This window comes from Natrinema versiforme, assembly GCF_005576615.1.
GTDB lineage: Archaea > Halobacteriota > Halobacteria > Halobacteriales > Natrialbaceae > Natrinema > Natrinema versiforme_A.
The window spans coordinates 2,532,012-2,558,916 of record NZ_CP040330.1; the positions used below are offsets into that span (position 1 = coordinate 2,532,012).

The 26,905-nt window shown below is 66.9% G+C and carries 24 protein-coding genes; 7 read left to right on the forward strand and 17 right to left on the reverse strand.

Going from position 1 to position 26,905, the window contains the following annotated elements; all coding sequences use genetic code 11:
- Positions 1-20: 20 nt before the first annotated feature.
- The 14 genes from FEJ81_RS12450 to FEJ81_RS12515 form a co-directional block, all read right to left on the reverse strand.
- Positions 21-1,313, reverse strand: a complete 1,293-nt coding sequence (locus tag FEJ81_RS12450) for an outer membrane protein assembly factor BamB family protein (RefSeq protein ID WP_138245593.1) — start codon at positions 1,311-1,313, stop codon at positions 21-23.
- A gap of 2 nt (positions 1,314-1,315) precedes the next feature.
- Complete coding sequence (locus FEJ81_RS12455; protein ID WP_138245594.1) at positions 1,316-1,687, reverse strand: DUF3209 family protein; 372 nt, start codon at positions 1,685-1,687, stop codon at positions 1,316-1,318.
- Positions 1,688-1,734: 47 nt separating this feature from the next.
- Entirely contained in the window at positions 1,735-2,967 is a 1,233-nt protein-coding gene (locus FEJ81_RS12460; RefSeq protein WP_138245595.1) for a CbiX/SirB N-terminal domain-containing protein, read from the reverse strand.
- Between the two features lie 26 nt (positions 2,968-2,993).
- Positions 2,994-3,680, reverse strand: coding sequence for a cobalamin biosynthesis protein (locus FEJ81_RS12465; protein WP_138245596.1), 687 nt, complete (start codon positions 3,678-3,680; stop codon positions 2,994-2,996).
- Positions 3,677-3,943: a ferredoxin gene (locus FEJ81_RS12470; protein WP_138245597.1), complete on the reverse strand. Its 267-nt coding sequence runs from the start codon at positions 3,941-3,943 to the stop codon at positions 3,677-3,679. Before FEJ81_RS12470 ends, FEJ81_RS12465 begins: the two co-directional genes overlap by 4 nt.
- A gap of 21 nt (positions 3,944-3,964) precedes the next feature.
- The gene (gene cobJ / locus FEJ81_RS12475; protein WP_138245598.1) at positions 3,965-5,005 is read right to left on the reverse strand and encodes a precorrin-3B C(17)-methyltransferase; all 1,041 of its coding nucleotides are present in this window, start codon (positions 5,003-5,005) and stop codon (positions 3,965-3,967) included.
- A 15-nt stretch (positions 5,006-5,020) separates the two neighbouring features.
- Entirely contained in the window at positions 5,021-5,899 is an 879-nt protein-coding gene (locus FEJ81_RS12480) for a precorrin-3B C(17)-methyltransferase (protein WP_138245599.1), read from the reverse strand.
- Positions 5,896-6,894, reverse strand: coding sequence for a cobalt-precorrin 5A hydrolase (gene cbiG / locus FEJ81_RS12485; RefSeq protein WP_138245600.1), 999 nt, complete (start codon positions 6,892-6,894; stop codon positions 5,896-5,898). The genes FEJ81_RS12480 and cbiG overlap by 4 nt, the downstream gene beginning before the upstream one ends.
- 222 nt (positions 6,895-7,116) lie before the next feature.
- Complete coding sequence (locus FEJ81_RS12490; RefSeq protein WP_138245601.1) at positions 7,117-8,013, reverse strand: cobalt-precorrin-4/precorrin-4 C(11)-methyltransferase; 897 nt, start codon at positions 8,011-8,013, stop codon at positions 7,117-7,119.
- Positions 8,006-8,749 (reverse strand): cobalt-factor II C(20)-methyltransferase, encoded by a 744-nt coding sequence (locus FEJ81_RS12495; RefSeq protein WP_138245602.1) that lies wholly within the window; start codon positions 8,747-8,749, stop codon positions 8,006-8,008. Before FEJ81_RS12495 ends, FEJ81_RS12490 begins: the two co-directional genes overlap by 8 nt.
- Positions 8,746-9,360 (reverse strand): precorrin-6Y C5,15-methyltransferase (decarboxylating) subunit CbiT, encoded by a 615-nt coding sequence (gene cbiT, locus FEJ81_RS12500; RefSeq protein ID WP_138245603.1) that lies wholly within the window; start codon positions 9,358-9,360, stop codon positions 8,746-8,748. The genes FEJ81_RS12495 and cbiT overlap by 4 nt, the downstream gene beginning before the upstream one ends.
- A gap of 160 nt (positions 9,361-9,520) precedes the next feature.
- Complete coding sequence (locus tag FEJ81_RS12505) at positions 9,521-10,303, reverse strand: 3-oxoacyl-ACP reductase family protein (protein WP_138245604.1); 783 nt, start codon at positions 10,301-10,303, stop codon at positions 9,521-9,523.
- A 120-nt stretch (positions 10,304-10,423) separates the two neighbouring features.
- Complete coding sequence (locus FEJ81_RS12510; protein WP_138245605.1) at positions 10,424-11,818, reverse strand: RDD family protein; 1,395 nt, start codon at positions 11,816-11,818, stop codon at positions 10,424-10,426.
- Between the two features lie 195 nt (positions 11,819-12,013).
- The gene (locus FEJ81_RS12515) at positions 12,014-13,330 is read right to left on the reverse strand and encodes a cobyrinic acid a,c-diamide synthase (protein WP_138246782.1); all 1,317 of its coding nucleotides are present in this window, start codon (positions 13,328-13,330) and stop codon (positions 12,014-12,016) included.
- Between the two features lie 415 nt (positions 13,331-13,745).
- Here FEJ81_RS12515 and FEJ81_RS12520 point away from each other — a divergent pair, with 415 nt between their 5' ends.
- From FEJ81_RS12520 to FEJ81_RS12525, 3 genes are all read left to right on the forward strand, one after another.
- Entirely contained in the window at positions 13,746-14,306 is a 561-nt protein-coding gene (locus FEJ81_RS12520) for a DUF1802 family protein (RefSeq protein ID WP_138245606.1), read from the forward strand.
- 56 nt (positions 14,307-14,362) lie between these two features.
- Positions 14,363-14,530 (forward strand): hypothetical protein, encoded by a 168-nt coding sequence (locus tag FEJ81_RS23215; protein WP_175416412.1) that lies wholly within the window; start codon positions 14,363-14,365, stop codon positions 14,528-14,530.
- Positions 14,531-14,726: 196 nt separating this feature from the next.
- Positions 14,727-15,407, forward strand: coding sequence for a class I SAM-dependent methyltransferase (locus tag FEJ81_RS12525; RefSeq protein ID WP_138245607.1), 681 nt, complete (start codon positions 14,727-14,729; stop codon positions 15,405-15,407).
- Between the two features lie 79 nt (positions 15,408-15,486).
- Here FEJ81_RS12525 and FEJ81_RS12530 read toward each other — a convergent pair whose 3' ends face one another.
- The 3 genes from FEJ81_RS12530 to cobN are packed head-to-tail and all read right to left on the reverse strand — an operon-like array spanning position 15,487 to position 20,984.
- On the reverse strand, positions 15,487-16,281 hold the full coding sequence (locus tag FEJ81_RS12530) for a cobalt-precorrin-7 (C(5))-methyltransferase (protein WP_138245608.1): 795 nt from the start codon (positions 16,279-16,281) through the stop codon (positions 15,487-15,489).
- Positions 16,278-17,027, reverse strand: coding sequence for a precorrin-8X methylmutase (locus FEJ81_RS12535; protein ID WP_138245609.1), 750 nt, complete (start codon positions 17,025-17,027; stop codon positions 16,278-16,280). Before FEJ81_RS12535 ends, FEJ81_RS12530 begins: the two co-directional genes overlap by 4 nt.
- A 60-nt stretch (positions 17,028-17,087) precedes the next feature.
- Positions 17,088-20,984, reverse strand: a complete 3,897-nt coding sequence (gene cobN / locus FEJ81_RS12540) for a cobaltochelatase subunit CobN (protein ID WP_138245610.1) — start codon at positions 20,982-20,984, stop codon at positions 17,088-17,090.
- A 34-nt stretch (positions 20,985-21,018) separates the two neighbouring features.
- On the opposite strand from cobN, the gene FEJ81_RS12545 reads away from it, so the two are divergent.
- The 4 genes from FEJ81_RS12545 to FEJ81_RS12560 all read left to right on the forward strand — a co-directional run bounded on the left by FEJ81_RS12545 (position 21,019) and on the right by FEJ81_RS12560 (position 26,724).
- The gene (locus FEJ81_RS12545; protein WP_138245611.1) at positions 21,019-23,265 is read left to right on the forward strand and encodes a VWA domain-containing protein; all 2,247 of its coding nucleotides are present in this window, start codon (positions 21,019-21,021) and stop codon (positions 23,263-23,265) included.
- An 81-nt stretch (positions 23,266-23,346) separates the two neighbouring features.
- Complete coding sequence (locus FEJ81_RS12550; RefSeq protein ID WP_138245612.1) at positions 23,347-24,936, forward strand: uracil-xanthine permease family protein; 1,590 nt, start codon at positions 23,347-23,349, stop codon at positions 24,934-24,936.
- A gap of 69 nt (positions 24,937-25,005) precedes the next feature.
- Positions 25,006-25,833 (forward strand): alpha/beta fold hydrolase, encoded by an 828-nt coding sequence (locus FEJ81_RS12555; RefSeq protein ID WP_138245613.1) that lies wholly within the window; start codon positions 25,006-25,008, stop codon positions 25,831-25,833.
- A 234-nt stretch (positions 25,834-26,067) separates the two neighbouring features.
- The gene (locus FEJ81_RS12560) at positions 26,068-26,724 is read left to right on the forward strand and encodes a MaoC family dehydratase (protein WP_138245614.1); all 657 of its coding nucleotides are present in this window, start codon (positions 26,068-26,070) and stop codon (positions 26,722-26,724) included.
- The last annotated feature ends 181 nt before the right edge of the window (positions 26,725-26,905 follow it).

A 26,905-nucleotide genomic window follows, 5' to 3' on the forward strand; every position in this document is an offset into this window, starting at 1 on the left:
GGTCGAACCGGCGACCGTCGCTACTCGAGCGAGCCGACCCGGAGCGCGTACTCGCCGCGGGTCTCGCCCTCGTCGTGGTACTCGACGGGTTCCTCGACGGCCGCGACAGTCTCGTTCTCGACGGCGGCCGCGGTCGCGATGCCGTCGACGCGCTCGCAGCCGCCGTCGCCGGACTCGAGGTCGAACCAGCGGACGGCGTGCGTATCGGGATCACGGACGCGGAAGTTCTGGGCGCAGGGCGCGACCAACCGCCCGCGGTCTGCGGCGAGACCGTGGACGAAGCCCCGAACCGCGTCGTCCCACAGGAGGTCGCCGTCGGCGTCGAACGCGGCCACTCGGTGTTCGTTCGGATGGCGGGAGTCGGTCTCCCGGCTCTCGACCGCGTAGGTGTTGCCGGTCACGAACGCCACGCGGCCGTCGCTCGCGTACGCGTGGTTCGGATAGGCGTACAGCCGCTCGCCGTCGATCTCGGTCTCCGTCGCGAGGTCGACGCGCCAGCGCTCGGCACCGCGGGGACCGAGCAGGTAGCCCCGCTTGTCGCCGTGGCTCGAGACCGCGATCGAATCGCCGTCGAACGAGACGTCGCCGACGCGGCGGTCGCCCTCCGTGCCGGGGTCCCACGTCCACTCGAGGTCGCCCGATTCGGTTGCGAGGACGACCAGACCGGTGTCGTGGTCGCCCATACAGCGGTTGTAGCCGACCGCCAGTCGCTCGCCCGCAGTGTCGAGATCGAGCGCGATCGGCGAGGCGTCGGTCTCGTACGTCCAGCGGATCGAGCCGTCGGCGTCGAACGCGTAGACGGTGCTGTGCCACTGCCGCCGTTCGCCGTCGCGTTCGTAGCGCCGGGCAGCGGCGTAGAGTCGCTCGTTGCCGTCGGCGTCGATCCCCGTCTCACAGGCGACGACGTAGGGCAGGTAGAAGACGGTGTCTTTGACCGCCTCGCCGAGGTCGTCGACGGTGTCGTACCGCCAGCGCCGCGCTCCCGTCTCGGCGTCGTAGGCCGCGATCGTCCCGCTCTCGCCGCGGCCGGCGACGACGATCGTCTCATCGTGCTGGGCTCCATCGTCCGCGAGCGATGCGATTCCAACTGCATGGTCCGGATGATCGACCGTCCACCGGGCCTCGAGCGAGTCGGTTTCGCGGGCGGTGACGGTCCCGTCCCACTCGCCGGTGACGACGAGGTCGCCGGATTCGGCGAACCCGACCGCGGATCGGGTCCACATGTGGCGGCTGCGGGCCGTTTCGATCTCGCCGAGCGGGACCGAGCGGAACTGGCGGGGCCGGTCGCGTTCGATATCGGCAGTGTCGGCCATCGTCACTCCTCGACGGGGAAGGTCTCGTGGAGCGTGTCGTGGGCGTCGCCGAGTCCGCCGACGATGTGCTCGCCCTGCGCGCTCAGCCGTTGCACGGCTCGCTCGGCATCGCGGACCGCCAGCAGCCGCCCCCGCGTGTAGTCGTACTCGGGGTCGTCACTGTCCATCGACGCGACCTCCTCCTCGAGGTCGACCAGCGCCGCGTCGAGGTGGCGCTCGACCTCGGCGAGGCTGTCGGCCTCCGCGAGCCCCTGAATGGGGCCCTCGAGATGGCCTTCGAGTTCCTTCTCCGCGTGATCGCGGGCGCTGTCGTCCCCGACGCCGAGGACGTTCATCAGTCCGAGTCGTAGTGCTTCGATTTCGTAGCAGCTCATAGGTGTATGGTGAATTTCGGGTATCGAATTCTGGTTTCGTCTCAGTGCTACAGCGTCTGATCGACGAGGTCGCTGACGATGCGGTCCCGATCGAGGTGGTCGCCCACGATCCGTTCGGCGTCGTCGTCCTCGACGCCGCCGTACCAGATGCCGTCGGGGTAGACCGCGACCATCGGTCCGTCGCCACAGCGGCCGAGACACGAGGAGCGGGTGATGCGGGCATCGCAGTGCTCCGAGTCCCGCACTTCCTGCCGGAGTCGCTCGAGGACCGCCGGCGAGCCCATCTTCGCGCAGGTCTGGTTGGTACAGACCGCGACGTGCTTTTCGGGCGCGTCGTGGCTGTGGGGTTCGTCGTCGATGTCCTCGCGGTCGGCGTGGGCCTCCTGATGGGCCAGCGCCCGGAGCATGGCTCGCGCCCCGCCGACGTCTTCCTCATAGCCCTCGAGGTCGACCTTGTACTTGCACGTGTCACAGGACATCTCGACGCTGTCGGTGCGGGCCTCCTGCCAGCGGTCGGCGAAGACGTCCAGCAGCCGCGAGTCGGTGCCGAGCGGGTCGCCGGCCAGCGCGTCGACGTAGGGGTAGTCCGCGTCGAACTCCGCGGTCCAGTCCCGGACCCGCTGGGTCAACACGCCGTCGCCGAGCATGTACGGCAGGACGACGACCGCGTCGGGGCGGTGCTTCGAGAGTCCGTGCAGACTCTCCTCGAGCGTCGGCTCCGTGACGCCGATGAACGTCGCCTCGACGCGGTCGAACGCGCGGCCCTCGTAGAGCAGCCGGGCGAGTTTGTGCACGTCGCCGTTGGCGTCCGGATCGCTCGAGCCGCGGCCACAGACGACGACGGCCACGTCGTCTTCCGTCCGATCGACGCCCAGTTCCGCTTCGACCGCAGCGGCGCGGTCGTCAAGCAGGTCCAAGATCGCGGGATGGACCCCGAGATGCGACCCGTTGTTGATCTCGAGGTCGTGTTCGGCGCGGGCCTGTTCGATCGCCAGCGGCACGTCGTTTTTGACGTGGCTCGCGGCGAACAGCGAGCAGTGAACGACGGTTACCTGCGACGCGACGGGTGCGAGTTGCGCGAACGCCTCGTCGATCGCCGGCTCCGCGAGTTCGAGGAACGCGGCGTCGACCGGAATCCCCAGTCGGGACTCGAGGGCGGCGGCCAGTTCGCGGACCTGTTCGTTGGACTTCTCGCGCCGGGAGCCGTGACCGATCAGGAGGACGGCCTCGTCGTCGAACCCGGCTGTCGATGCGGGCGTGGTCTGGTCGGGTGTGCTCATCGATATCGTGGATGTCGATCGGGTAGCTACTCGTCGTACGCCGCTGCCTGCTCGAGGCTCCGCTCGAGTTTGCGGCGGCGACTCGGGGCGAACAGCCCGGTTTCCTCGCAGTTCTCGTAGAGCCACGTGCCGAACTCGGGCGCGGCGTCGTCGTCGACGCCGAACCAGTAGCCGCCCGAGGAGGTCTCGGAGAGGTCGCCCATCGGCGCGTCGACCGGACACTCGTCGATCAGTTCCCGCGCGAACGCGAGCAGGTCCCGATCGTCGTGGACGAACGAGATGCCGACGGTACCGCTCGAGGACTTGAAACAGACGGTGCCACACCCCTCGAGCAGGCCCCGGAGCAGTTCCCGATCGTAGTCCGAGAACGCGCCGAAGCGGTAGTTCCCACGGCCGTCGACTGGCAGCCCGAGCGCGCCGCTGCGACCGAGCAGCCCCGACTCGTCGCCGCCGATCGTCAGCGTGTACTCGTCTTCCGTGCGCGTGATCGAGGTGTCGTGGGCGTAGTCTCGAGTCGTCGTGTCGTGCTCGAGGTCGCCGCCGGCGACGGCGGCGAGCACCTGCGCTGATGCCTCGTCGTTGGCGACGACCTCGATGCCGTTATCGGAAACGTCGCCGCTCCCGGCGACGTGACCCCAGAAGTACGCCGTGGCGGCGTGACCCGCGAGCGGATCGGCCGGCACTTCGATTTCGGTCGCTTCGGTCTCGCTCATTCGCCTACCTCCTCGACGATGATCGCGTCCGTCGGACAGGCCGCTGCAGCCTGCTGAGCTTCGTCGATGCGATCGTCGTCGAACGTTGCGACGACGCGCTCGGCGTTGTCGGTGACCTCGCCCTCGCAGTCGTAGACCGGGTCCGCGCCGGGGTCGACGGTCGCGAGCCCGTCCTCGCCCTCGATAAAGCGCGGGTCGCGGGTCAGGCAGGCAAAGATGCCGTCGCAGGCGTCCTTTTCGATTGTAACTTCGTATCGTGGCATTGTGGGGTGTCCTCCGAATCCTCAGTAGTCGTACTTCGTCTCGTAGCCGCGCGGGGTGACCATCCGGTCGTCCCAGACGTAGGTGTCCTCGTTCCCGACGACGATCGTCGTCGTCATGTCGATGATCTCGCTCTCGCCTAACTCCTCGAGTTCGCCGAGTTCGGTGATCATCACCTGCTCGTCCTCGCGGCCGGCGCCGTGGACGATGCCAACGGGTGTGTCCGCGTCGCGGTGGGCCATGAGGATCTCGCAGGCCTTCTCGAAGTTCTCCCGGCGCTTGCGGCTCCACGGGTTGTAGATCGTGATCGTAAAGGACTCCTTGGCGGCGGAGTGGAGTCGCGACTCGATCTCGGGCATCGGGACGAGGTGATCCGACAGCGAGATCGAGACGGTGTCGTTGACCAGCGGCGCACCCAGTCGGGCCGCACAGGACTGGGCCGCCGGGACGCCCGGCACGGCCTCGAAGTCGACCATCGACGCCGTCGCGCCCTTGGACTCGAGGATCTCGAGCGCGAGCCCGCCCAGTGCGTAGACGTTGGGGTCGCCGCTGCCGACGATGGCGACGTCGTTGCCTGCGAGCGCGCGGTCGATGGCTTCCTCGGTGCGGGACACTTCGCCGCACATCGGCGTGTCGTACAGCTCGTCGGCCGCTTCGGTGATCTCGTCCGGAATGAGGTCGATGTAGGTCGTGTAGCCGACGATATGGTCGGCCTCGAGCAGCGCGGTCTTCGCGCGATCGGTCATCCCCTCCGGGTGGCCCGGGCCGAGGCCGACGGCGCTCAGCTGGCCCGGTTCGGCGTCGAAGTCGTCGACCGTGGAGCCGACCTCCTTCTCGTTCGAACTGTCGTCGTCCGAACTCGCACCGCAACTCGAGGACGACGAGGAACTGGAACTCGAAGACGCTCCGCACTTCGAACTGCTCGAGTCGTCCGTACTCGTGCTCGACGCGCCACACTTCGAACTCGAGCTATCGGTGCTGGCCTCGCTGTTGCTCTCCGTGCTCGAGGCTCCGCATTTGGAAGTCGATTCGTCGTCGGTGTCCGCGTTAGTGTCCGTACTCATGGGTGTGGTAGTGTTTCAGAAGTCGTCGACATCACGCCCGCCGCGCGGGGTGACGAGGTACGTTCGGTCGTCGTTGCGCCACGTTTCGGTCTCGTGGTTGCCGATGATCAGCGAGGTGCCCATCCCGGAGACCTTGTCGTCGTGGTCGGCGGCCTCGCCGAGGGTGGTGATGAACTGGCTCTCGCCGTTCCGGCCGGCATCCGCGCGCCCGGCGTCGTTGACGATGGCCACGTAGGCGTCGTCGGTCCGCTCCTCGCGGACGATCTCGACGGCCTTCTCGTAGTTGCGCCAGCAGTTGTAGAGGACGATCACGAAATCGGAGATCGCCGCCGCGCGAAGCTTCTCCTCGATCTCGTCCCAGCCGCGCCACTTGTCCGACAGCGAGACCGTACAGAAGTCGTTACACAGCGGTGCGCCGACGTTGGCCGACCCGCCGAGTGCCGCGGTGAGACCGGGGACGATCTCGATCGGTACGTCCGTCGCGTCGTCCTCCTCGGCCATCTTGAAGATGAGGTCGGACTTGCCGTAGACCGACGGATCGCCGCCGGAGACGTGGGCTACGTCCTTCCCCTCGCGGACGTGGTCGAACGCCGCGCGGGCGAGTTCGATCTGGCGACCCATCGTCGAGCGGATGATCTCCTGCTCGAAGCCATCGTCGCGGACCGCGATGCCGTCATCGTCCGTCTCCTCCTCCGGCAGCAGGGTGCCGTCGTCGCGCAGGAACTCCTGATAGAGGCTCGAGGCGATGACGACCTCCGAGGACTCGATGACCTCCTTGGCCCGCTTGGTCATGTGCTCGGGCAGGCCGGGACCGATGCCGACGACGTAGAGCGTGCCGTGGTCGTCGGGGGTGCCGCCGGCCGTCGCGTCGGTCGATTCGGCGTCCGAACTCATCGGCCGATCGCCACCGTGACCTCGTTCTCGTAGCTGATTTTCTCGAGGATCAGTTCCTGCTCGGCTCCGCCGGCGATCGCCGACGCTTCCGAAACGCCCGGCCAGCCGATCAGCTCCTTCGATTTCGAGGGGGTCGGCCCCTCGTGTTCGAGCAGCGTCTCCTTGTCGAAGGCGACGACGCCCAGATCGAGTTCTTGGGCTGCCTCGAGCAGGCCTTCCTCGTCTTCCTTCCGGGTCGCGGTGCCGACGAACTCGACGTCCGCGAGGTCGTAGTCGGTCTGCTCGAGGGCGTCCTCCCACGCGGCGAGGAACGCCTCTTTGCTCGCGCCGGAGACGCTGCCGGTGCCGAGGACGCAGCCGTCGTCCTCGTTGCGCTTGAGCACCGTCACGTCGTCGCCGACGAGGACGGCCTTCGGGCCCTCGAGTCGCTCGACGGGGCCGAGATTGTCGTCGAGGACAGCGAGGTTGGTCTTGACCGTCGAATCGCCGTTGACGACGTGGGTGTCCATCGCCTTCGCGCGGGACTCGACGCCCTGCTTGCCGGCGGCCTCGCTCGCGGTGGTCATCGCCGGCACGGCACCCATCGTTGCCAGATCCTGGGCGACCTGATTCGCGCCGTGGTGGCCGCCCGTGATCGGAATCGCCCACGTCAGTTCCTCGTCGACGACGCAGATCGCGGGATCGTCCCACTTGTCGTCGAGCAGGTGGGCCGTCTTCCGCATCGCGATCCCCGAGGCCATGAGCCCGATGAAACAGTCGTACTCGCCCCAATGTTCCTCGAAGACGTCGCCGTGGTACTCGATGATGTCGATCGCCTCGTAGCGATCGCCGATCTCCGCTTTGATCTCCTCGGCGGTGTCCATCTTCCGGCCGAAGGAGATGATCGCGATCTCCTCGGCGACTTCGCCGTCCGAGTCCGCCGTCGAACAGTGGCCGCCGCCGGAGTCCGATCCAGAATCGTCCGTCGTATCCGCGTTCTCAGTGCCTGAACTCATTGTGTAACTCCTCTCGTACCGAAATTGTCCGTTCCACGTCTAACCGACCCGTCCAGTCCACCGCTCGGGTGGGACTGAAAGGGGCCAGTTCCCTCGGCGAAGGCGGACGAAGCAAGCACCGCAGGGAGGGAGCCCTGCGACCGACCGAGACGCGCAGCGAGGCCCCCGAGTCGAGGGAACTGGGGGCTTTCACCGTGGTTGCGGTCTCGAGTCCGAATCATCTCAATCATCGCTCGCCTCCGTTTCAGCCGAATTTTCCGAAGAACCGCGATTGGCCCAATCACCGTAGAGGAAGGATCGTTCGTAGCCCGCGCCGGTCACGGCGTCGCCGATGACGACCAGCGCCGAGGCCCGATACCCTGCCTCCTCCACTTTATCGGCGATATCGCCGATCGAACCGATGATCACGTCCTCGTCCGGCCACGAGGCGTGGTAGATCACCGCGACCGGCGTCTCGGGGTCGTGGTCGTCCTCGAGCAGTCGGTCCATCGTGTCCCGAACCGCGTGGGTGCCAAGGTAGATGCAGGTCGTCACGTCGCCCATCTCGACGAAGTCGGAGATGTGGTCCTCCTCCGGGGTCAGGGTCTTGCCCTGCGGCCGGGTGAACGCGACGTGATTCGAGACCTCGTTGAGCGTCAGTTGGGTCCGCAGCGTCGCACTGGCCGCGAACGCCGACGTGACGCCGGGGACGAAGTGGGTCGGCACGCCCTCGTGTTCCAGCGCGTCCATCTGCTCGAGCGCCGCGCCGTAGATGGCCGGATCGCCGCTGTGCAGGCGGACGACGTTGTCGCCGTCCTCGTAGGCGTCCCGCATCAGCGGGATCAGTTCCTCGAGGTCCTTCCCGACCGAATTCACGAGTTCGGCGTGGCCGCAGTACTCGTCCAACAGTTCGCTGTTGACCAGCGAACCCGCGTGCACGACGAGGTCGGCTTCCTCGAGCAGTTCCTTCCCGGCGACGGTCAGCAGTCGCGGGTTGCCGGGGCCGGCACCGACGAAGGGAATCCCCTCCTGTTCGTCGCCGGCGCTGTGCTCGAAGATCCGGTCGTCGAGTTCCTCGCGGCGGCGCTCGCCCTGGGAGTCGATCGCGTCCTGTGGGTCGTTCGGTGTGTCGTCAGTCATCGATGGCCTCCGCCGTGTCCGCACTTGTCGCCTCTTCCGATCCGGACTCGTCGTCAGCGAAGGCGGCTGTCGCCTGCTCGACCTCGAGGTCCTCCTTCTCGGCGTAGGCGAGGGTGTAGTAGTCCCGTTCGTCGATCTCGCTTGGGTCGTCGGTGACGAGGGTCTCGCCCTGTTCCATGAACAGCCGGCGGCCGTAGGTCACGTCGTAGCCGGCCGCGACGAGTCCCTCGTGGGTCGCCGGCGCGTCGGTGACCTTGAACAGGATCATCCGGTCCGGTCCCGTCGGACTCGCGCCGCTCGCGGCCTCCCGTAGGGAGAGCCCGGCACCGGCCTCGATCTCGACCCCCATCGCGGTCGCGAACGCGGTCACGGCGCTGACGCCGGGGACGATCTCGAGGTCGATGTCCGAATGGAAGGCGTCGATCGTCCGACGCAAGTGTCCGAAGGTCGAGTAGACGTTCGGATCGCCCAGCGTCACGAAGGCGACATCGCCGTCGCGAGCGTTGGGTGCGATCTCCGCCGCGGCCTCCTTCCAGGCCGCTCGCAGCTTCTCTTCGTCTTTCGTCATCGGGAAGTCGAGGTCCCCGATCTTCGACTCGTCGACGTGGTTCAGCGCGACGGTCCGGGAGAGGCGGCCCGGCGAGTAGACCACGTCCGCGTTCTCGAGGACTTCCTGCCCGCGAACGGTCACGAGGTCTGCCTCGCCGGGGCCGAGTCCGACGCCGTAGAGCGTCATTGTCGACTCTCCCCGCTACCGTCGGCTGCAACTGTCTTCCCGCCGTCTCCGTCCTCGTCGTCCGGCGTTGCACTCCCGACCAGCATGTACACCGGGTTGTCCGAGTTGAAACTCGTCGCCCCGGCGAGTTCGTAGCCGTGGCTCACCTGGAACTGGATGACCTCCTCGAGCAGGTCCCGCTCGCGGAAGGCCTCGGTCGCTTCGCCCGCGACCTCGAGCCGCGAGACGTTCATGACGACGCGGTCGATCTCGGTCTCGACGGCGTGGTCGAGGACCGCCTCGAAGTTCCGGCTCCCGCCCAGAAAGAGCGCATCGGCGTCGTCGGGCAGCCCCTCGGGCGCTTCCGCGTTGCGGAGTTCGACGTCCGCTCGCACGGCGTCCTCGTTCGCGGCGAGGTTCTTCTCGGTCGTCTCGAGTCGTTCGGGTTTCCGCTCGAGAGCGGTCACCCGCCCGGCTCGCTGTGCGGCTTCGATGGTGACGGCCCCCGTACAGGAGCCGACCTCCGCGAAGTGGTCGTCCGGCTCGAGCGCGAGCTTCGAGCGGACGACGGCGCGGACCTCCGACTTCGTGGGTCCGGCCTTCGCGTCGTGTGGAAGCGCGATGGGTGGCATCATCCGTTGGAACAGAGCCCGTCCCTAAAACAATTTTGTTTGGGGTAGAACAACTACGATTGCTCAGGTGGAGTTGGAGTAGGACAACGGGAGTTGTCGAACACAGCCGGACCGTTCGCTCAGACTGAAAATGCCGCCGAGAAGCCGCCGCAGCGGACGGTCACCACTCCATTCCGCCGTTGATTCCGAGGACCTGCCCGGTCATGTATTCGGCCTGATCGCCGGCAAGGAATCGGACCATGCCGACGATGTCCTCGGGGTCGGCGAACCGATCGAGGGGAATGTCCGCACGGATCTTCTCCTGAACTCGTTCGGGCACCTTCTCGAGCATGTCCGTCTCGGTAAAGCCCGGCGCGACGCAGTTAGCCGTCGAGCCGTGGCTGGCGAGTTCGAGCGCCAGCGTCCGGGTGAACGCGAAGAGCCCGCCCTTCGAGGTCGCGTAGTTGGCCTGCCCGTAGTTGCCCTGCTGGCCGACCACGCTCGAGATATTGATCAGCCGGCCGTGCTCGGACGTTTTGATGTCCTCGTAGAACGCCTTCGTGCAGTTGAACGTTCCATTGAGGTTGACGTCGATGACCGTCTGCCAGTCCTCGTAGGTCATGTCCTCGAACGTCCGGTCGACGGTGATCCCCGCGTTGTTGACCAGCACGTCGATTTCGCCGAGTTCCTCGCGGACCGCCGCGGCCATCCGCTCGACGGCCGCCGGGTCCGACACGTCGGCCTGGACGGGAACCGCCGTCTCGCCGTTTTCCTCGATCGTCTCGGTGACCTCGCGTGCCTGTGCCTCCGAGGAGCGGTAGTTGACCGCCACGTCGGCACCGCAGCGAGCGAGTTCGAACGCGATCTCGCGACCGATCCCGCGAGACGATCCCGTTACGAGACAGGTTCGGTCGGTCAGCGGGCGACGCGACAGGGGCTCGAGGCGCTGGACGGTTTCGGCCATACGATTGCTACCATCGATAGTGTCTGTTAATTAATTATCCACCAGTCGCATCGGGTGAATTTCTTTCGTGAGTACAATACGACCAGTGAGTCCGGTCTCCCGCGAGTGGCGACAAGGCGGCTACGGCTTCCGCCTAGCCGTCGGCGTCTGCTCCGTCTCATCGGCTCCGACCGGCCGATCGACGGCGGGGCCCGCACGTCGATCGTCAGCCGAGCGAGCGGCCGCTGTCGACGATCCGGTGTTCGCTTCGGTAAGTTTCACGACGGTCGTGCCGGCCGCGAGGTCGCCCAGCCGCTGGCCGTAGTCGGTTACCGCGGCGATGACACCGCCGAGGAAATAGCCGGCCGGGAGGAAATCGAGCGGGCGTACCGTCGTTCGAACGACCGCATCGCGGACCGTACACGGGGAGCCGTCGATCCGAACGACCGTCAGATCGAGGATCGATTTCCCGACGGTCTGCCCGTATATCGCTTCGCCGATCACGTAGTACGCCGGCGGCGACAGCAGCCACCAGCAGAGTGTGAAAGCGCTGAAAACCGCATCGCCACCGATCGAATGCGCCGAGTCGATACCGACGATGACTACCGGACCAGCGAGCGCGATCAGGGCGAGTACCAGCAAGTCGATCACCGTCGCCACGACTCGTCTGCCGAGGACGTTGCCCGCGGCTTCCATGTCGGGTCGAACGTCGTGATCGTCCGACGCGAGGACCGCTTCGGGGTCGACCATCTCGCCCGATGCTCGCCACCGCGGTTTGAAGATGTCGACCGTCGTCAGACCGTGGTCGGCCGCCCGTTCGACCAGCCCCGGGAGGTGTGCATACCCGGTCGTGAGACAGATCCGCTCGTAGTCGTGGGTCGCCGCGAGCGTGGCGATGTCCTCGAGCATCGCCTCGTTGCGCGCCTCGAGTGTGTACCTGATGAGACCGATTCCGCCGACGAGATACGACAGGGCGACGAAACTCGACCCGATATCGGTCCGGAAGAGATCGACAGCGACCAGCCCGCAGCCGACCGCGGTCAGCACCACTGCTGCAACGACCATCGGACGCCGGACGCCGTACCGGGATCGGACCGTCACGATAGCGAGCAGTCCGACAGCGAGTCCCGCCGCAACGAACGTCTCGGCCGGGTACGCGATCGCGAGCGCAAGAAACGCGACCCAGTTGGCGACGAGCCATCCGGGACTCCGGTCCTCGAGGATCGCAAGCGGGTGGCGATCGACCTCGTGGACCGGCCGCTCCCCCGCCACCGCCTGGGCGGCGAGGGACTCGGTAGAGCGCAGATCCCGATTGAACAGTGCGTACAGCGGCATCTGGAAGAGGAACACCAACTGGAGCCCGACAAAAAGGAACGGATACCGGAGGACGAGAGCGACCGCGGAACGAGCGGTCTCCCCGAGCCGCGGGTGTTCGACCGCGATCGCGTCCGCCCCACGCGAGAACTCCCGGAGGTCGTCTTCGACGACGCCCCGAGTGTTGGGGTGGATCGACCCGAAGATCCTGAGCTTCGCCATCTATAGTCAAATTTCCAATCGTAGTCGCATAAATACAGCTATCTATGGCTCACCGAGAGTGGCCACGTTTGATCGCCGCGAAGCAGAGATGCCGTCAACGCAGCCGGTCGGCGTGATCGGTGGGATTCACCGACCGACGAACGCTATCGCCGAGGACGAACCGAGATGCGTTCCGGGCGCGACCGACGCACTTTGTCATCCCTCGACACGCTCGAGGAACCGATCGAACGCCCCGCTTTCGACGTGCACGTGGACGTACGTACCGAGCGAGTCGTACTCAGTCAGGCCATCGTGGTCGCCGTCGATACCGTCGCCTCGCACCGTCTCGAAAGCGAAGCGGGCGTCGCCGTCGACGTCGGCGCTCGAGTAGTGGAACTCGTGGCCCCGTATCGTCTCGCCGGCGTCGGCGGTCAGCGTCCCCTCGACGGCCTCGAGTTCGACGTGATCGAGCGCCTGATAGCGGTCGTGCATGGTCACGTCCGCGGGGAGGATGCCAGCCATCTCGTGGCGCTCGCCCGCCGCAGTGGTCAGCGACTGGCTCATGGCCATCAGCCCGCCGCACTCGCCGAGGACCGGAAACCCGTCGGCGGCCAGATTGCCGAGTTCGGCGAGGGTGCCGGCCGACTCGAGTTCGGCGGTGTGAAGTTCGGGGTAGCCGCCGGGGAGGTAGACCGCGTCGGCGTCCGGGACGGGATCGCCCGCGACCGGCGAGAACGTGACAATCTCGGCGCGCTCCCGGAACCGTTCGAGCGTCGCGGGATACCGGAAGCAAAACGCGGCGTCGCTGGCGACGGCGATCGTCGCGTCGACCGGCTCCGCACTCGCGGCGCTCGGTGCTGGGGATTCGGGAGTCGGGGGCTCGCTCGCAACGGCGGCCAATCGCTCGGCCTCGAGCGATTCGGCGGCCTCCCGCAACGCCGCTCTCGGCAAGGCGGCTTCACCGCCCATCTCGAGCCCAAGGTGTCGATCCGGAATCTCGAGGTCGTCGTTCGGCGGAATCCGACCGAAGTATGCGAGGTCGTCGGGTAGGGCGTCGCGGATCCCCTGCTCGTGGCGGCCGCCGTGGGCGCGCTGGGCGACGACGCCGGCCACTTCGATATCGCGACCGATGGTGTCGGCGTACTCCCGGAAGCCGAGCGCGGTCGCCGCGACGCTCTCCATGCCCGCCTTGGCGTCGACCACGAGGACGACCGGTAGGTCGAGCGCTTCGGCGACCATCGCGGTGCTCGAGCCGTCGCCGTCGTACAGTCCCATCACGCCCTCGACGACGCAAACGTCGCCCTCGCCGCGCCGGTAGTTCCGCCGGAGGCCGTCCGCGCCGCAGAGCCACAGATCGAGCGTGCGGGAGGGCCGACCGGCGATCGCCTCGTGGTGGCTCGGATCGATGAAGTCCGGGCCCGCCTTGGCGGGCTGGACCTCGTGGCCGGCGTCCTCGAGCGCCTGAATGATCGACAGCGTCGCGACTGTCTTTCCGACGCCGGAGCTGACGCCACCGAGGACGAATCCGTTCATCATTGTGGTTGCGTTCGCACAACTGAACTTGAATCCGTCGGAACGGGGCGTCAGCGGCTGTTTCGATGGGAGAGCGGTTCGCTCGAGAGAGGGCGAGAGATCGGACAACGTTCTGCTATCGTGCCAACAGGGAATTACCACGTCCTCCCCAGCCGATTCGCTCACTCGCAGGTTCGTTCGCTCATCCATTGCCAGAGCGAGCGCTGACACGCCTTCGCTCACACGTTCGCGAAGACCTCGCGCGGCTTCGGACCACGGTTCGCAGTCGCTCACCGTGGCCGAGCGCGCGCCACGACACGCTAGTTTCCCGGAGTGCGCTGTTCTCAGGACAGTGTACAGCGATCGATATCCGCGTCGCAATCTGAGGCAACCGAAACCGAGTTGGGCGTCCTCTGCGTTCGAGAACGCGAGATCAATGACTGACGCGACGACGGCCGCTGAGACCGTGCCGGCGCTGAAAGAACGCGCCGGCGTCGTCAACGCCCTGCTCGACGGCGCGCAGACGGTGCTCGTTCGCCACCCGACCCTCGATCCGGGAACGATCGACGACCGGTTCGTCCTCTATCCGGCCTACAGCCATCAAGAACCGGCCCGCTACCAGTCCCGGTACGAGCAGTACTACCACCGTTCGAGCGCGAAACCTGACGACGGCGTGCCGGTCCGCGCCGTCGCCGAGGTCCGCGAGGAGTACACGATCTCGAGCGACGACCTCGCCGCCCTCGCGCGCCACTACGTCTACACGCCCGAGGGACTCCGCGACAAGTACGATCCGGACGACGACCTGCGGGTGCTGTTGCTCCGGGTGTCGGCACTCGAGTCGCCGCGTCTCATCGAGGAACGCGGGAGCTACCGGGGCTGTCGCGCGTGGATCGAACTGGCCGACGAGGTGGCTGTAGATCTCGAGTCGACCGCTCCCGTGCTGGACGACGCGACCTTCGCCGAATGGCGGGCGGCGGTCCGAGACGCGCTCGAGTGACCCCACCCACCGACGAACTTAACCGCTCGAGTCGGTTACGATTCGCCGCTCGAACTATGAGTGAAGAAACAGGACCCGACACCGAACGGCACCTCCGAGAGGCGCTCAGACACTTAGGGGAGACACAGGACGACGAGGACCTGCGGAAGACCCATTCCGTCGCGCTCGAAGAGGTCGAGAATACCGTCTCGACGGTCCTACGGGAGTACGAGCAAGACGAGTGACCGACCCGAGCGGTCGCCCGTCACCGGACTGCTCCGTGGCCGCCGATCGCAGATACGTCGTTCACGGGCCCGCGCAGAATCCGCTACCCGTTCGCGAAACAGTTATTTTGTTCAGCCGACAATCACAGCGAACAATGGCATTCGAGGACCGTCGCGTCGGTTCACACCGATCCGCAGTCCGGAGGGGGAGACAGTCGTGACGGATCGAGACGACGAGGCCGTCAAAGAGCGCGTCCAGCAGTACTGGAACGACCGCGCGGAATCGTACGACGGAGACAGCCACCACGCCGTACACGGCGACGAGCAGCGCGACGCCTGGCTGTCGATCCTTCGGGACTGGTTCGGTGACGGTGACCCACCCCAGCGGGTTCTCGACGTCGGCTGTGGAACCGGCGTCATCTCGCTGTTGCTGGCCGAACTCGGTCACGACGTCTCCGGCGTCGACCTCTCGACGGACATGCTCGAGCGCGCTCGAGCGAAAGCCGACGAACGGGACCTGTCGGTCGAGTTCCGAAACGGGGACGCGGAATCGATCTCGGATCCCGAGAACGCATACGACACGCTGACGGCTCGGCACCTCGTCTGGACGCTGCCGAACCCGTCGGCGGCGCTTCGGGAGTGGCAACGGGTCGTCCGTCCGGGCGGCCGGATCGTCTTGATCGAGGGCCACTGGGACTTCGAGGAACCGTTCGACGGCTATCAAGAGATCCACGACGAGTTACCGCTGTACGACGGACGCCCGCCCGAAGCGTTGGTCGACATACTCGAAGAACACGGGCTCGAGCGGGTCGAATACGAGCCGCTGATGGAGTCGGTACTCTGGGGCGAAGAGCCGAACTACGAGCAGTACGTCGTCGCCGGCGACGTTCCGGAGTGAGACGGCAGCGGAGACCGAACGGGGACGACGACGGAGAGATCGCCTGCGATACCCGCGACCGATCCGTTCTGCCGTTCGACTACGGAACCGGTTGCCGAACCGCGAGCACGACCAGATCCGAGAACGGCGTGTCTTCCGGTCCGGAGCCACCAGCGTGCTCGGACAACTCGGCCAGTGTGAACCGATGAATTTGCTCGTCGTCGTGGGTTAACTTCTCGAGTACCAGCGCCTCGAGATCCGGATCAGCGCCCTCCTCGAGCAGGAACTCCGCGATGTCGCCGGGCATCCGATCGTAGGGCCGCGGGAGCACGAGCAGGTGTCGCTCGTCGTCCGTCGCTGCCCTCGCGAGTCGGTCCATGTCCGACTCGAGGTCGCCGCTCTTGTGGAGCGTGACGAACTCGGTGTCCTCCATCGGCGTCCGGGCGCGGCTCGCGGCCATTTGGATCGAGGAGATGCCGGGGATCACGCGGACCGGAATCTCGGAATCGTGGCGTTCCACCGTATCCTGTACCTTTCCGACGAACTGGTAGCCCGAGTGATTCGGATCGCCCATCGCGACCGCAGTCCCCGACTCGCCGGCGGCGACGCGCTCGCCGAACGCCTCGAGCGCGTCGGCCTCGTCCTTGTAGCCGCAGGTCAGCAGGTCCGCGTCGGTCAGGTCCGCGACGAACTCCACGACGGTAGTGAAGCCGACGACGACGTCGGCCTCCCGGATCGCCCGCCGACCGCGCGGAGTCAGATACTCCTGATTGCCCGGGCCGACGCCGACGGCGTAGACGGGGTCGACAGCGCGCTCGTCACTATCGGGCTCCGCCGCTCCCGCCGCGAACGTAGCCGGATCCGGTCCCGACTCGAGGTCGTACTCGCCGCTCATCGGTTCCGGCCGTCCGCGGCCCGCGTCTCGGCATCGAGCTCGAGGTCGATCTCGTCGGTCCGAACGTCTTTGGCGACGTGGATCAGTTCGTTCGTCAGGGCCGCGGCGAGGCCGCTCCCGCCGCGTCGGCCGACGTTCGTGATCGCGGGCACGTCGTACTCCGCGCTGATCTCGCGGATGCGCTGGCGGCTCTCCTCGGCCTTGACGAAGCCGACCGGAGTCGCGACGATGGCTGCAGGACGGGTGCCGTTCTCGATGCAATCGGCCAGCGCGAAGGCGGCCGTCGGCGCGTTGCCGATCGTCGCGATCGCGCCGTCGTAGACGCCCTGCTTGTCGAGTTCGAGCACCGAGGCCGCGGTCCGGGTCATCCCCGTCTTCTCCGCCAGTTCGGCGCCGTTGCCGATCGCCTTGCGCTTCTCGCAGTTGTGGCCGCGACCGGTGATGCCGGCCTTCGACATTGTGATGTCCGTGACGATCGTGGCCTCGTCGAGGACGGCTCGAGCCCCCGCACGGACAGGCGCGTCCTCGTCGTCGCCGAGGTCGTCCCCGCCGGTGAACTCGATCAGGTGCTGGAACTCGATGTCGCCCATCGAGTGAACCGACTTCTGTCGAACGCGGTCGGCCAGCGTCTCGTCGGGGACGAACTGGCGGACGATGTCCATGCTCGTCTCCGCGATGTCCATCGCGTTCTGTGTCGTCGCGCCTAAATCGGCGTACTCCTCCTCGAACTCTTGACTGTCGCTCATTTGGTATCACACTCCGCGCTCCGAATATTGACTGTCGGCCGAACCCGTTCGCTCCCGTCGTCAGTCATCGGTCGATACCTCCGCACCGACGGCCTCGTTAGTCGTCCGCGCCTCGAGGTCACCTTCCACCTCGAGATTCAAATCGCGAAGTTGGTCGACCGTCTCGTCGTCGGCGTCCCAGAGGTCGCGCTCGATGGCCTCGAGTAGGGTGTCCGTGATGGACTCGAGCGCCCACGGGTTCACGTCGCGCATCCAGTCCTGGCGCTCCTCGTCGAAGGCGAACTTCTCGGCGACTTCCGCCCAGAGGGTATCCGAGACGACGCCAGTGGTCGCGTCCCAGCCCAGCGTCACGTCGACCGTCGTCGAGAGGTCGCCTGCGCCCTTGTAGCCGTGTTCCTCCATGGACTCGAGCCAGTCGGGATTCAACACGCGCGAGCGCATCGCCTTGCGGACCTTCTCCTCGTTCGTGTAGACATCGACGTTGTCGGGGTCCGAGGAGTCGCCGACGTAGGAAGCCGGCTCCTCGCCGGAAATCTCGCTCACGGCGGAGATGAAGCCGCCGTGGAACGCGTACCAGTCCGAGGAGTCGAACTCGTCTTGCTCCATCGTGTCCTCGATCTTGACCGTCGCGTCGACGCTCGAGAGGCGGCGCTCGAAGGATGCGTGGGCGTCGGAGACGCGCCCTCTCGATCCCATCGCGTAGCCGCCCCACTGGACGTAGACCTCGGCGAGATCCGAGCGGTCGTCCCAGTTACCCTCGTCGACGGCCTTGTTCGTCCCGGCACCGTAGCCGCCCGGCCGGGTCGTGAACACGCGGTGTTTGGCCGCCTTGCGGGCGTCCGATTTGTCGAGGCCTTCTTCGTCCTCGAGTTCGGCCTGCTCTTCCTCGACGTGTTTCTTCACGTAGTTCATGTCGTGCGGTTCGTCGAGGTCGACGACCGCGTCGACGGCGTCGTGGATGACCCCCGCCGCGGCCGGGAAGGCGTCCCGGAAGAGGCCGGAGACGCGCGTCGTCACGTCGACGCGGGGCCGGTCGAGTTCCTCGAGCGGGATCGGCTCGACATCGTCGATCCGGCCGGCGTCGGTCCACTGCGGTTCGACGCCCATCATGGCCAGCACCTGTGCGATCGTCTCGCCGCGGGTGCGAACTGTGGGGGTCCCCCACGCGACCACGCCGATCTCTTCGGGGTACTCGCCGTTTTCGGAGTGGTGGCGCTCGAGCACGCCCTCCGCGACGTCGCTGCCGACCTGCCACGCGGCTTTCGCGGGCACCTTCCGCGGGTCCAGCGTGTAGAAGTTCCGCGCGGTCGGCAGCAGGTCGACGCCGCCGCGGGTCGGCGCGCCGGAGCCGCCCGGCGGCACGTACTCGCCCGAGAGGGCGTCCGCGGTCCGGGGAATCTCGTCTTCGGCCCCCTGCACGCGGGGCTGGGCCTCCTCGCAGATGTAGGCCAGCGCCTTCCGCAGGTCGTTGTGGGCACCCGACTTCGCGCGCCCGTCGCCGATCGTCTCGAGGTCGACCACGAGCAGATTCATGTTGACCTCGTCGTCGGGGCCGGCCTCGCGCTCGGAGACCGGGATGTCGAAGTCGTGTTCCGCGAGCGTCTCGATCAGGTCGACGCTGGTCTCGTAGACCTCGTCGGCCGCCTCGGCGTAAGTCATCCCGAGGTCGTCGGCGTACTCGCCGGGCGCGTTCAGCATTTTCTCGTAATCCACACCGAGCGCGCCGGCCACGCTCTCGCGCAGGCTCGGCGCACCGGGGTTCTCGAGCCGGGTGAGCGCGACCAGATACTCTGTCAGGCGCTCGTCCTTCGGCGGTTCGGACATGGTGTGCAGTCCGAGCCGGATCTGGGTCGTCTTCACGTCGGTGAGGTACTCGTGGATGCGCTCGACCAGTTCGTCGATGTCGACCTCATCGCCAGCTACGTCGCCCTCCGCGAGACTCGAGCCGGCTTCGTCGGGGCCGCGAACGTCTGCCTTCTCGTCGATAGTGCCCGAGATACCGAGTTCGACGGCGAGATCGAGTTCCGCGACTTTCTCGCGCATGAGGTCCGCGAGGTGGTCGCCGTCGTCGGCGCGGGCGTCTTCCATCCCGGCCTCGCGGTACTGGTTCGCGAGTTCCTCGAGTTCCGAGAGCTCGTCGTAGGTGCCCGCGTTCCGCATGACGGGGGTCAGGTAGTCGACGATCGCCGCATACGAGCGGCGCTTGGCCTGCGTCCCCTCGCCGGGGTTGTTGACGATGTAGGGGTAGACGTTCGGGATGTCGTCGATCAGCTGATCCGGCGCGCTCTCGCCGTTCAGGCCGACCGTCTTCCCGGGGAGCCACTCGAGGCTGCCGTGGGTGCCCAGATGGACGACAGCGTCGGTCTCGAAGGTATTCCGGAGCCAGCCGTAGAAGGCGAAGTAGTCGTGTGGCGGCTGCAGATTCGAGTCGTGGTAGACCTTCGAGGGGTCCATCCCGAACCCGCGCGGGGGCTGGACGGTGACGAGCACGTTGCCGAACTCGACGCCCGGAACCGCGAACGGGCGGTCCGGAACCTCGCCCCACTCCTCGACGATATTCTCCTGAAAGCGTTCGTCGGTGTCGGCAAACCACTCTGCGTACGTATCCGACGAAACGACGTCGACCGAGAGGTCGCGAACGTCCTCCGGGGCGACCCAGCGGTCCTCGAGGGTGAGTTGAGCAGTGAGTTTCTCCACCAGCGACTGGCCGCTGTCCGGCATTTCGTCGCCTAAATCGTAGCCGCGAGCCTCGAGTTCCTCGAGCAGGTTGACCGTCGACTCGGGCGAATCGAGCCCGAACGCAGTGCCGATCCCGTCGTCGCTCGGCGGGTAGTTGTGGAGGACGACGGCGACCTGTTTGTCCTCGTTCGGGGTGTGTCGCAGTTCGGCCCAGTTGACCGCGAGCCGCGTCGCGTGGTCGATTCGGTCCTCGATCGGGAAGTGGTGTTTCGGCGCGGAGCCGATACCGGCCTCGTCGTCGGTTCGCTCCTTGCCGGAGATCGGATGGGTGATGACGTTCCCGTCGAACTCCGGCAGCGCCACGGAGAGGGCGAGTTCGAAGCCCATGACGCCCGTGTCGCTGGACTCGTACCGCGATCGGGAGCGCATCGTGGTGACCGTTTGCAGGACCGGGACACCGAGTCGGTCGAGGAAGACGTCCTCCGCACTACTGCCTTCGTCGTCGGCGCTGCGGCCGCGCTCGTCCATCGAGAGCGAGAACATAAAGGAGGAGAGCACGGCGTCGACGATCGAATTCCCGTCGGCATCGAGCAGCCAGTTGTCAGTCACCCATTCGGCGTCTTCCTGTTCGTCCGTATCCGTTGCCGGGTTACAGAAGATCGGCAGGGCGTTCGCCCCCTGTGCCTCGAGCGCGCGGACCTGCGCGTCGACGTACCGGGTGTTCTCGTGGGTCCAGTGGGACTCGTAGAACCAGACCGCGACCGTCGGCTTGTCGGGGTCGTGGGTCGCGAGCAGGTCCTCGTACTCGATGCCCGGATGGTCGGGATGGTAGACGCCCTCGGTGGGGAGTTCAGTCGGCTCGTCGTACGCGAGGTCCCGTCCCTCGTACTCGGCGGCGAGGAAGCGACACAGGTTCGCGACGTTGATCGTCCCGCCCTTCTCCAGATAGTCGTAGATCAGATCGCGGTGTTCGGCCGAGACCGTCGTGTCCTCGAACGCAAATGCGTCGCCGGTTGCCTTGACGACCAGCGGGACGCCGGCCTCCTCGAGCGCGCCCGTCGCGTAGTCGTAGCCCGGCATGCTGTCTTCGGCCCCGTGCAGCCAGAAGATCGCCGCCGCGGCGTCGTGCAATTCCTCGACGAACTCCTCGACGTCGGCCTCGTCCTCAAGGTCGCTCTCCGAGCGGACGACCAACTCGACGTCCTCGAGGCGCTGTGCGGCCCGGCCGATCGAGCCGAGTTCGTTCTCCGTCGCGGTGTAGATCCCGATCCGTGTCATCGTACTTTTAAACCTCTGTTGTATTAGCTCAAGTATGGTTGCAGACGCCGGAGGCAAAAAGCTATCGTCACTCCCCTTTCCGGCGATCGTCGGACAGGAGGAGTTAAAGCGCGTGCTGCTCGCCGTGGCGGCCAACGACGGCCTCGACGGGGCCCTGATCGTCGGCGAGAAAGGAACCGCGAAGTCGACCGCCGTTCGGGCGCTCGTCGATCTCCTGCCCGAGCAGCGAGCCGTCGCGGACTGTCCGTACGGCTGTTCCCCCGACGAACCGAATCTGCAGTGCGAGACGTGCCGCGACCGCGACCCCGACGACCTGCCGGTCGAGACGCGACCGGTTCCCCTCGTGACCCTCCCGCTCGGCGCGACGCGGGACCGCGTCGTCGGCACCCTCTCGGTCGAGGACGCCCTCGCGGGAGACGCGGACTTCGACCCCGGCCTATTGGCCCGCGCCAATCGCGGCATCCTCTACGTCGACGAGGTCAACCTGCTGGACGACCACCTCGTCGACGTGATCCTCGATTCGGCTGCGAGCGGCGTCAACACCGTCGAGCGGGATGGGGTCAGCGTCTCCCATCCCGCGAACTTCACCCTGATCGGGACGATGAACCCTGAAGAGGGCGATCTGCGCCCTCAGTTGCGGGACCGCTTCGCCCTACAGGCCAGCGTCGAGGGCTGTCGCGAGATTGACGACCGGGTCGAGATTATCGACCGCGCGCTCGAGGCCGACGGCGGCGCTGGCAGTGACGGCGGTTCCGATCCGCGAACGGAGTACGCCGACGAGGTCGACGCCCTTCGCGACGATCTGGCCGCCGCTCGAGCGGCGATCTCGAGCGTCTCGCTCCCCGCCGAGTTCAAGGCGGAAATTGCCGAACTCTGTCTCGAGGCCGGCGTCGACGGTCACCGCGGCGACGTGGCGACGGCGCGGACCGCCATGACCCTGGCCGCGCTCGAGGGCCGCAAGACGGTCATCGAGTCCGATATCCACGAGGCCGCGACGTACGCGCTCCCCCACCGCCTCCGGAGCACGCCCTTCGAGGACGAACCGGATCTCGACGACCTGCTCGAGGATCGATTCGATGAGGAGTCGCCGGACGAGGGAAACGGAGACGACGAGAGCGACGCGGACGACGGTGCCAGCGAGGACGGCGCGGACGGTAGGGACGAGGGAGCCGAGTCGGAACCCGGCGACGGGGACGAACGCGGAGACGGCGGCGAGAGTGACGGTGGCGCGGACGGCGACGGCGAGAGCGACGAGGAGGGTTCCGACGGCGACGAGTCTGGAACCGGTGAGGACTCGAGTCCCGAACGGCGACCCGACGACGGCGAGCGGCCGGCGTCGGCGAACCAGTCGCCCGCCGAAGCCGGTGACGGCGAGTCAGACGACGACTCGAGCGAGCGGGATTCGGACTCGGACGAATCGCCCGAGGACGGCGGGGACGACGGGGACGACGAAACCGCCCAGCCGCTGGTCCCCGGCCAGCAGCGGGCCGACATCGGCGAGGCGCGAGCGCCGGACCTCGAGACGCCGACGGCCGAACACAGCGGGAACGCGACGGCGACCGGGTCCCGGGCGAGCACGGCACCGAGTACGGACAACCGGGGCGCTCGGGTCCGCACCGAACCCGCCTCGGGCGAGGGATCGATCGACGCCGCGGCGTCGGTCCGCTCGGCCGCCTCTCGAGGCGAGTCCCGCGTCGAGGAGCGGGACCTCCGGCAATCGGTTCGTACCGGCGAAACGTCGGTGACGATCGTCTTCGCCGTCGACGCCAGCGCCTCGATGCGGCCGGCGATGCGGACCGCGAAAGGCGTCGTCCTCGAACTCCTGCGCGACAGCTACGAACACCGCGATCGGGTCGCGTTCGTCGCCTTCGCCGGCGAAGACGCCGACGTCTTGCTCCCGCCGACCGACAGCGTCTCGCTGGCCGCCCGCCATCTCAAAACCCTCCCCTCGGGCGACCGTACCCCGCTACCGGCCGGCCTCGAGACCTCGAGACGAGTGCTCGAGCGGGCCGAAACCGACGCCTCAGTCGTCGTCCTCGTCACTGACGGTCGGGCGAACGTCGCCGACGGGAGCCCGACCGAGGCGACCCGAACCGCGGCTCGAGCGCTGGCGTCCAGCGATACTCGGGTGGTCGTCGTCGACGCGGGCGACGACTCCCGGGCCGGCCTCTCGGAACTGGTCGCCGGCGAAACCGAGGGCGAACTGGTCGACCTCGCCTCGCTGTCGGTCGACACGGTGCGGGCGGCCGCCGAGCGGGCGGCCGACGGGACACAGCGATAGTGTTCTCGAGCGATCGGGGTTGGGTGCAGGGACGGACCAACACCCCTTTGACCACCCTCGGTCGTTATCCGACGAGAATCGATGACGGGGGACGAGCCAGTCGCCGACGAGTCCGTCGGTGACGGCATCGAATACGGGATCGACGAACAGCCGCCGGTCGGCGAATCGATGGTGCTGGGGATTCAGCACTACCTGACGATGGTGGGTGCGAACATCGCAGTGCCGCTGATATTGGCCGACGCGATGGGGATGCCACCCGGGGTGACCGCGCGGTTCATCGGGACGTTCTTCGTCGTCTCCGGGATCGCGACGCTCGCCCAGACGACGTTCGGGAACCGGTACCCGATCGTCCAAGGCGCGCCGTTTTCCATGCTCGCACCCGCGCTGGCGATCGTCGGCGTCGTGACCGCCGGCGGCGTCTCGGGTGGCTCGGGCTGGGAGGCCGCGCTGTTGCAGTTACAGGGGGCGATCATCGTCGCTGCAGTCGTCGAAGTCGCGATGGGTTATTTCGGACTGGTCGGGAAGCTCCGGCGGTTCCTCTCACCGGTCGTCATCGCACCCACGATCGCGCTGATCGGACTGTCGCTGTTCAACGCCGATCAGATCACCGCGGCGAACCAGAGCTGGTGGCTACTCGGGCTCACGCTCGGGCTCATTCTGCTGTTCTCGCAGTACCTCGACGTCAAACACAGGGCGTTCCGCCTCTATCCGGTTATTCTGGCGCTCGTCATCGCGTGGTTCGCTGCTGCCACATTGTCGGTACTCGGCGTGATCGGCGGAAGCCATCCGGGGTACGTCGAACTCGGACAGGTAACGGACACCCGTGCCCTGCTGCCGATCTACCCCTTCCAATGGGGGACGCCGCAGGTGACGACCGCCTTCGTCGTCGGCATGTTCGCCGGGGTGCTCGCCTCGATCGTCGAGAGCATCGGCGACTACTACGCGGTGGCGAACATCACGGGCTCCGGCGCTCCGAGCGGGAAGCGGATCAATCACGGCATCGGGATGGAGGGGCTCATGAACGTCTTCTCGGGCGTGATGGGCACCGCCGGCTCGACCTCCTACTCCGAGAACATCGGCGCGATCGGGCTGACCGGCGTCGCCTCGAGGTACGTCGTCCAGATCGGGGCCGTGATCATGCTGTTCGTCGGCTTCATCGGTTACTTCGGCCAGCTGATCGCGACGATTCCGGACCCGATCGTCGGCGGCCTCTTCATCGCCATGTTCGGCCAGATCGTCGCCGTCGGGATCTCGAACCTGCGCCACGTCGATCTCGACTCCTCGCGCAACACCTTCGTCATCGGCTTCGCGCTCTTCGTCGGACTGGCGATCCCGGCGTACATGGGCAACTTCGAGAGCACGATCGTGTTCCGGGAGGCGGTCGGCCTCGAGGCCGGCGTCAACGCGCTGGTCGGAACGCTCGGGGTCGCGGGAACCGCTGCTGCGACGTGGATCGAAGCCGCGGCGCAAGCCGTCGTCGACACCATCTTCATCATCGGCACGACGGGGATGGCCGTCGGCGGGCTCGCGGCGCTCGTCCTCGACAACACGATCCCGGGAACCCGCGAGGAACGCGGCCTCGCGGAGTGGAACCGGCTCACAGAAGACGAGTCGGAGTTCGAATCGTTCTGGGATCGCTGGGTTCGGACCGAGGCCCGCAGCGAGGACTGATTGCGGGCGACTCGCTGCCCGTGCGAGCGCAACCACTCGTTCTAAGAGCGCACGAGCCCCAGTAGTCGTATGGCAGCACTCGAACTCGCGGACGGGACGATCCACTACGAGACGAGCGGTGCAGGCCCCCCGCTGGTGTTCGTCCACGGCGGCTGGATGAACGGGCAGGCGTGGGACCCGCAGGTCGAGCGCTTCGCCGACGACTACCGGGTCGTCACGCTCGACGTGCGGGGCCACGGCGACACCGGCGCGACCGAGCCCGATCGGTATTCGATCGGCCTCTTTACCGACGACCTCGAAGCGCTGCTCTCGGAACTCGAGATCGAGCGGCCGATCCTCTGTGGGCTCTCGCTGGGGTCGATGGTCGTCCAGGAGTACGTAGCCCGCCACCCCGACGGCGCGACGGGGGCGATTCTGGGCGGTGCGGTGCGGTCGATGCCGCCGGTGGAGTTGCCGGCGGGGATGAAGTCGTTCTGGTCGCCGCTGCCGGCGATGTCGGCGTCGCTGTCGGTGTCCGGCTCGAAGGGGACCTTCCGATCGATGTTGCAGTCGATTCAGGCGACGACCGGCGAGCGGTGGCTGTCAGTCGATCCCGAGACCAGGGTCGCGGCGATCGAAGACGTCGGCGACATCCCGGCGGCGGAGTTCCGCAAGATCTTCGGCGCGCTCTACCGGTACGACCCGCCCGAACTGACCGGCCTCGAGACGCCGACGCTCGTGGTCCACGGCGAGCAGGAGGCCCCGCTGGTCAAGCGACAGGGCCGCCAGATCGCCTCGGCGGTCGCCGACGGCGATCGGCTGGAACTCGCCGACTCGGGCCACCTCGTCAATCAGGACCGACCGCGGGTGTTCAACTCGGCGGCGGCCGACTTTCTCGCGGCCCTCCCCGCGGCGTAGGGTCACTGCACATCGTCGCCGCGTCTCGGGTCCCTCACTCGAATCCCGGGTTCCCTGACTGCTCGGCTCGAGTCACAGTGCCGTCTCGGACCGCTGTGCTCTAACTGTCAGTATCGGTGATGATCGCTGTCAATATCCCAATGTGATTTGGCGATACCACAAAGACGACGACCGTACTAGCTCAACCCGGAATCGTCAGCTCCCGTCGAATGGTAGCTTTCAACATTCAATGCTATGAGTAGCCAATGTCCGGACACCGATAGCGCAGACGCCACGCCGGCGGCCGACCAGTGGTCCAGCATCTCGAAACACGTCGTCAACAGCTACGTCGAAGCTAACAACGCGTTCCTCGCGGCGATGGGCTTTGGCTCCGCGGCGGGCGAGACGTCCACTGCCCGAGCGGAGGGAGAGACGACGACCCCGCCGTCGACCGCCGAAGTGTCGTTCGGCGACGAGACGTGGGTCATGGAGCGCTCGACCGACGACTACGACTCGCTCGGCGTCGGCGACTACGTCCGATTCAGCAAACCGATCGCGGACACCGACGTAACCGCGTTCGCGCAGGTCTCCGGCGACACCAACCGGCTCCACCTCGAGTCGGAGTTCGCCGAGGCAACCCAGTTCGAGGGCCGGATCGCCCACGGCACGCTCGTCGCCGGCACGATCAGCGCCGCACTGGCCCGGCTCCCCGGGGTGACGGTCTACCTCTCGCAGGACCTCGAGTTCACGGGACCGGTTCGGATCGGCGAGACGGTCACCGCCGAGTGCGAGATCGTCGAGGACCTCGGCGGCGACCGCTACCGGCTGCACACGACCGTCGTCGGCGAGGACGAGGAGACGGTCATCGACGGCGAGGCGGTCGTCATCATCAACGAGATGTCCGAGACGTAGCGGGCGGATTCAATTCGGCAGACACGCGGGAGACGCGGCCAGCGACACGGCGAAGAGCGGTGCCTTGGGTCTCCTTCTGATCGCAGGATTTGACGACCAGTGATCCTCGAGTTCGGTATTGTCCTGTTTCCCAACTGACGGCTAGCAGCGTACGTAGGGCTCGGCCGGGGGCGTGCGATCG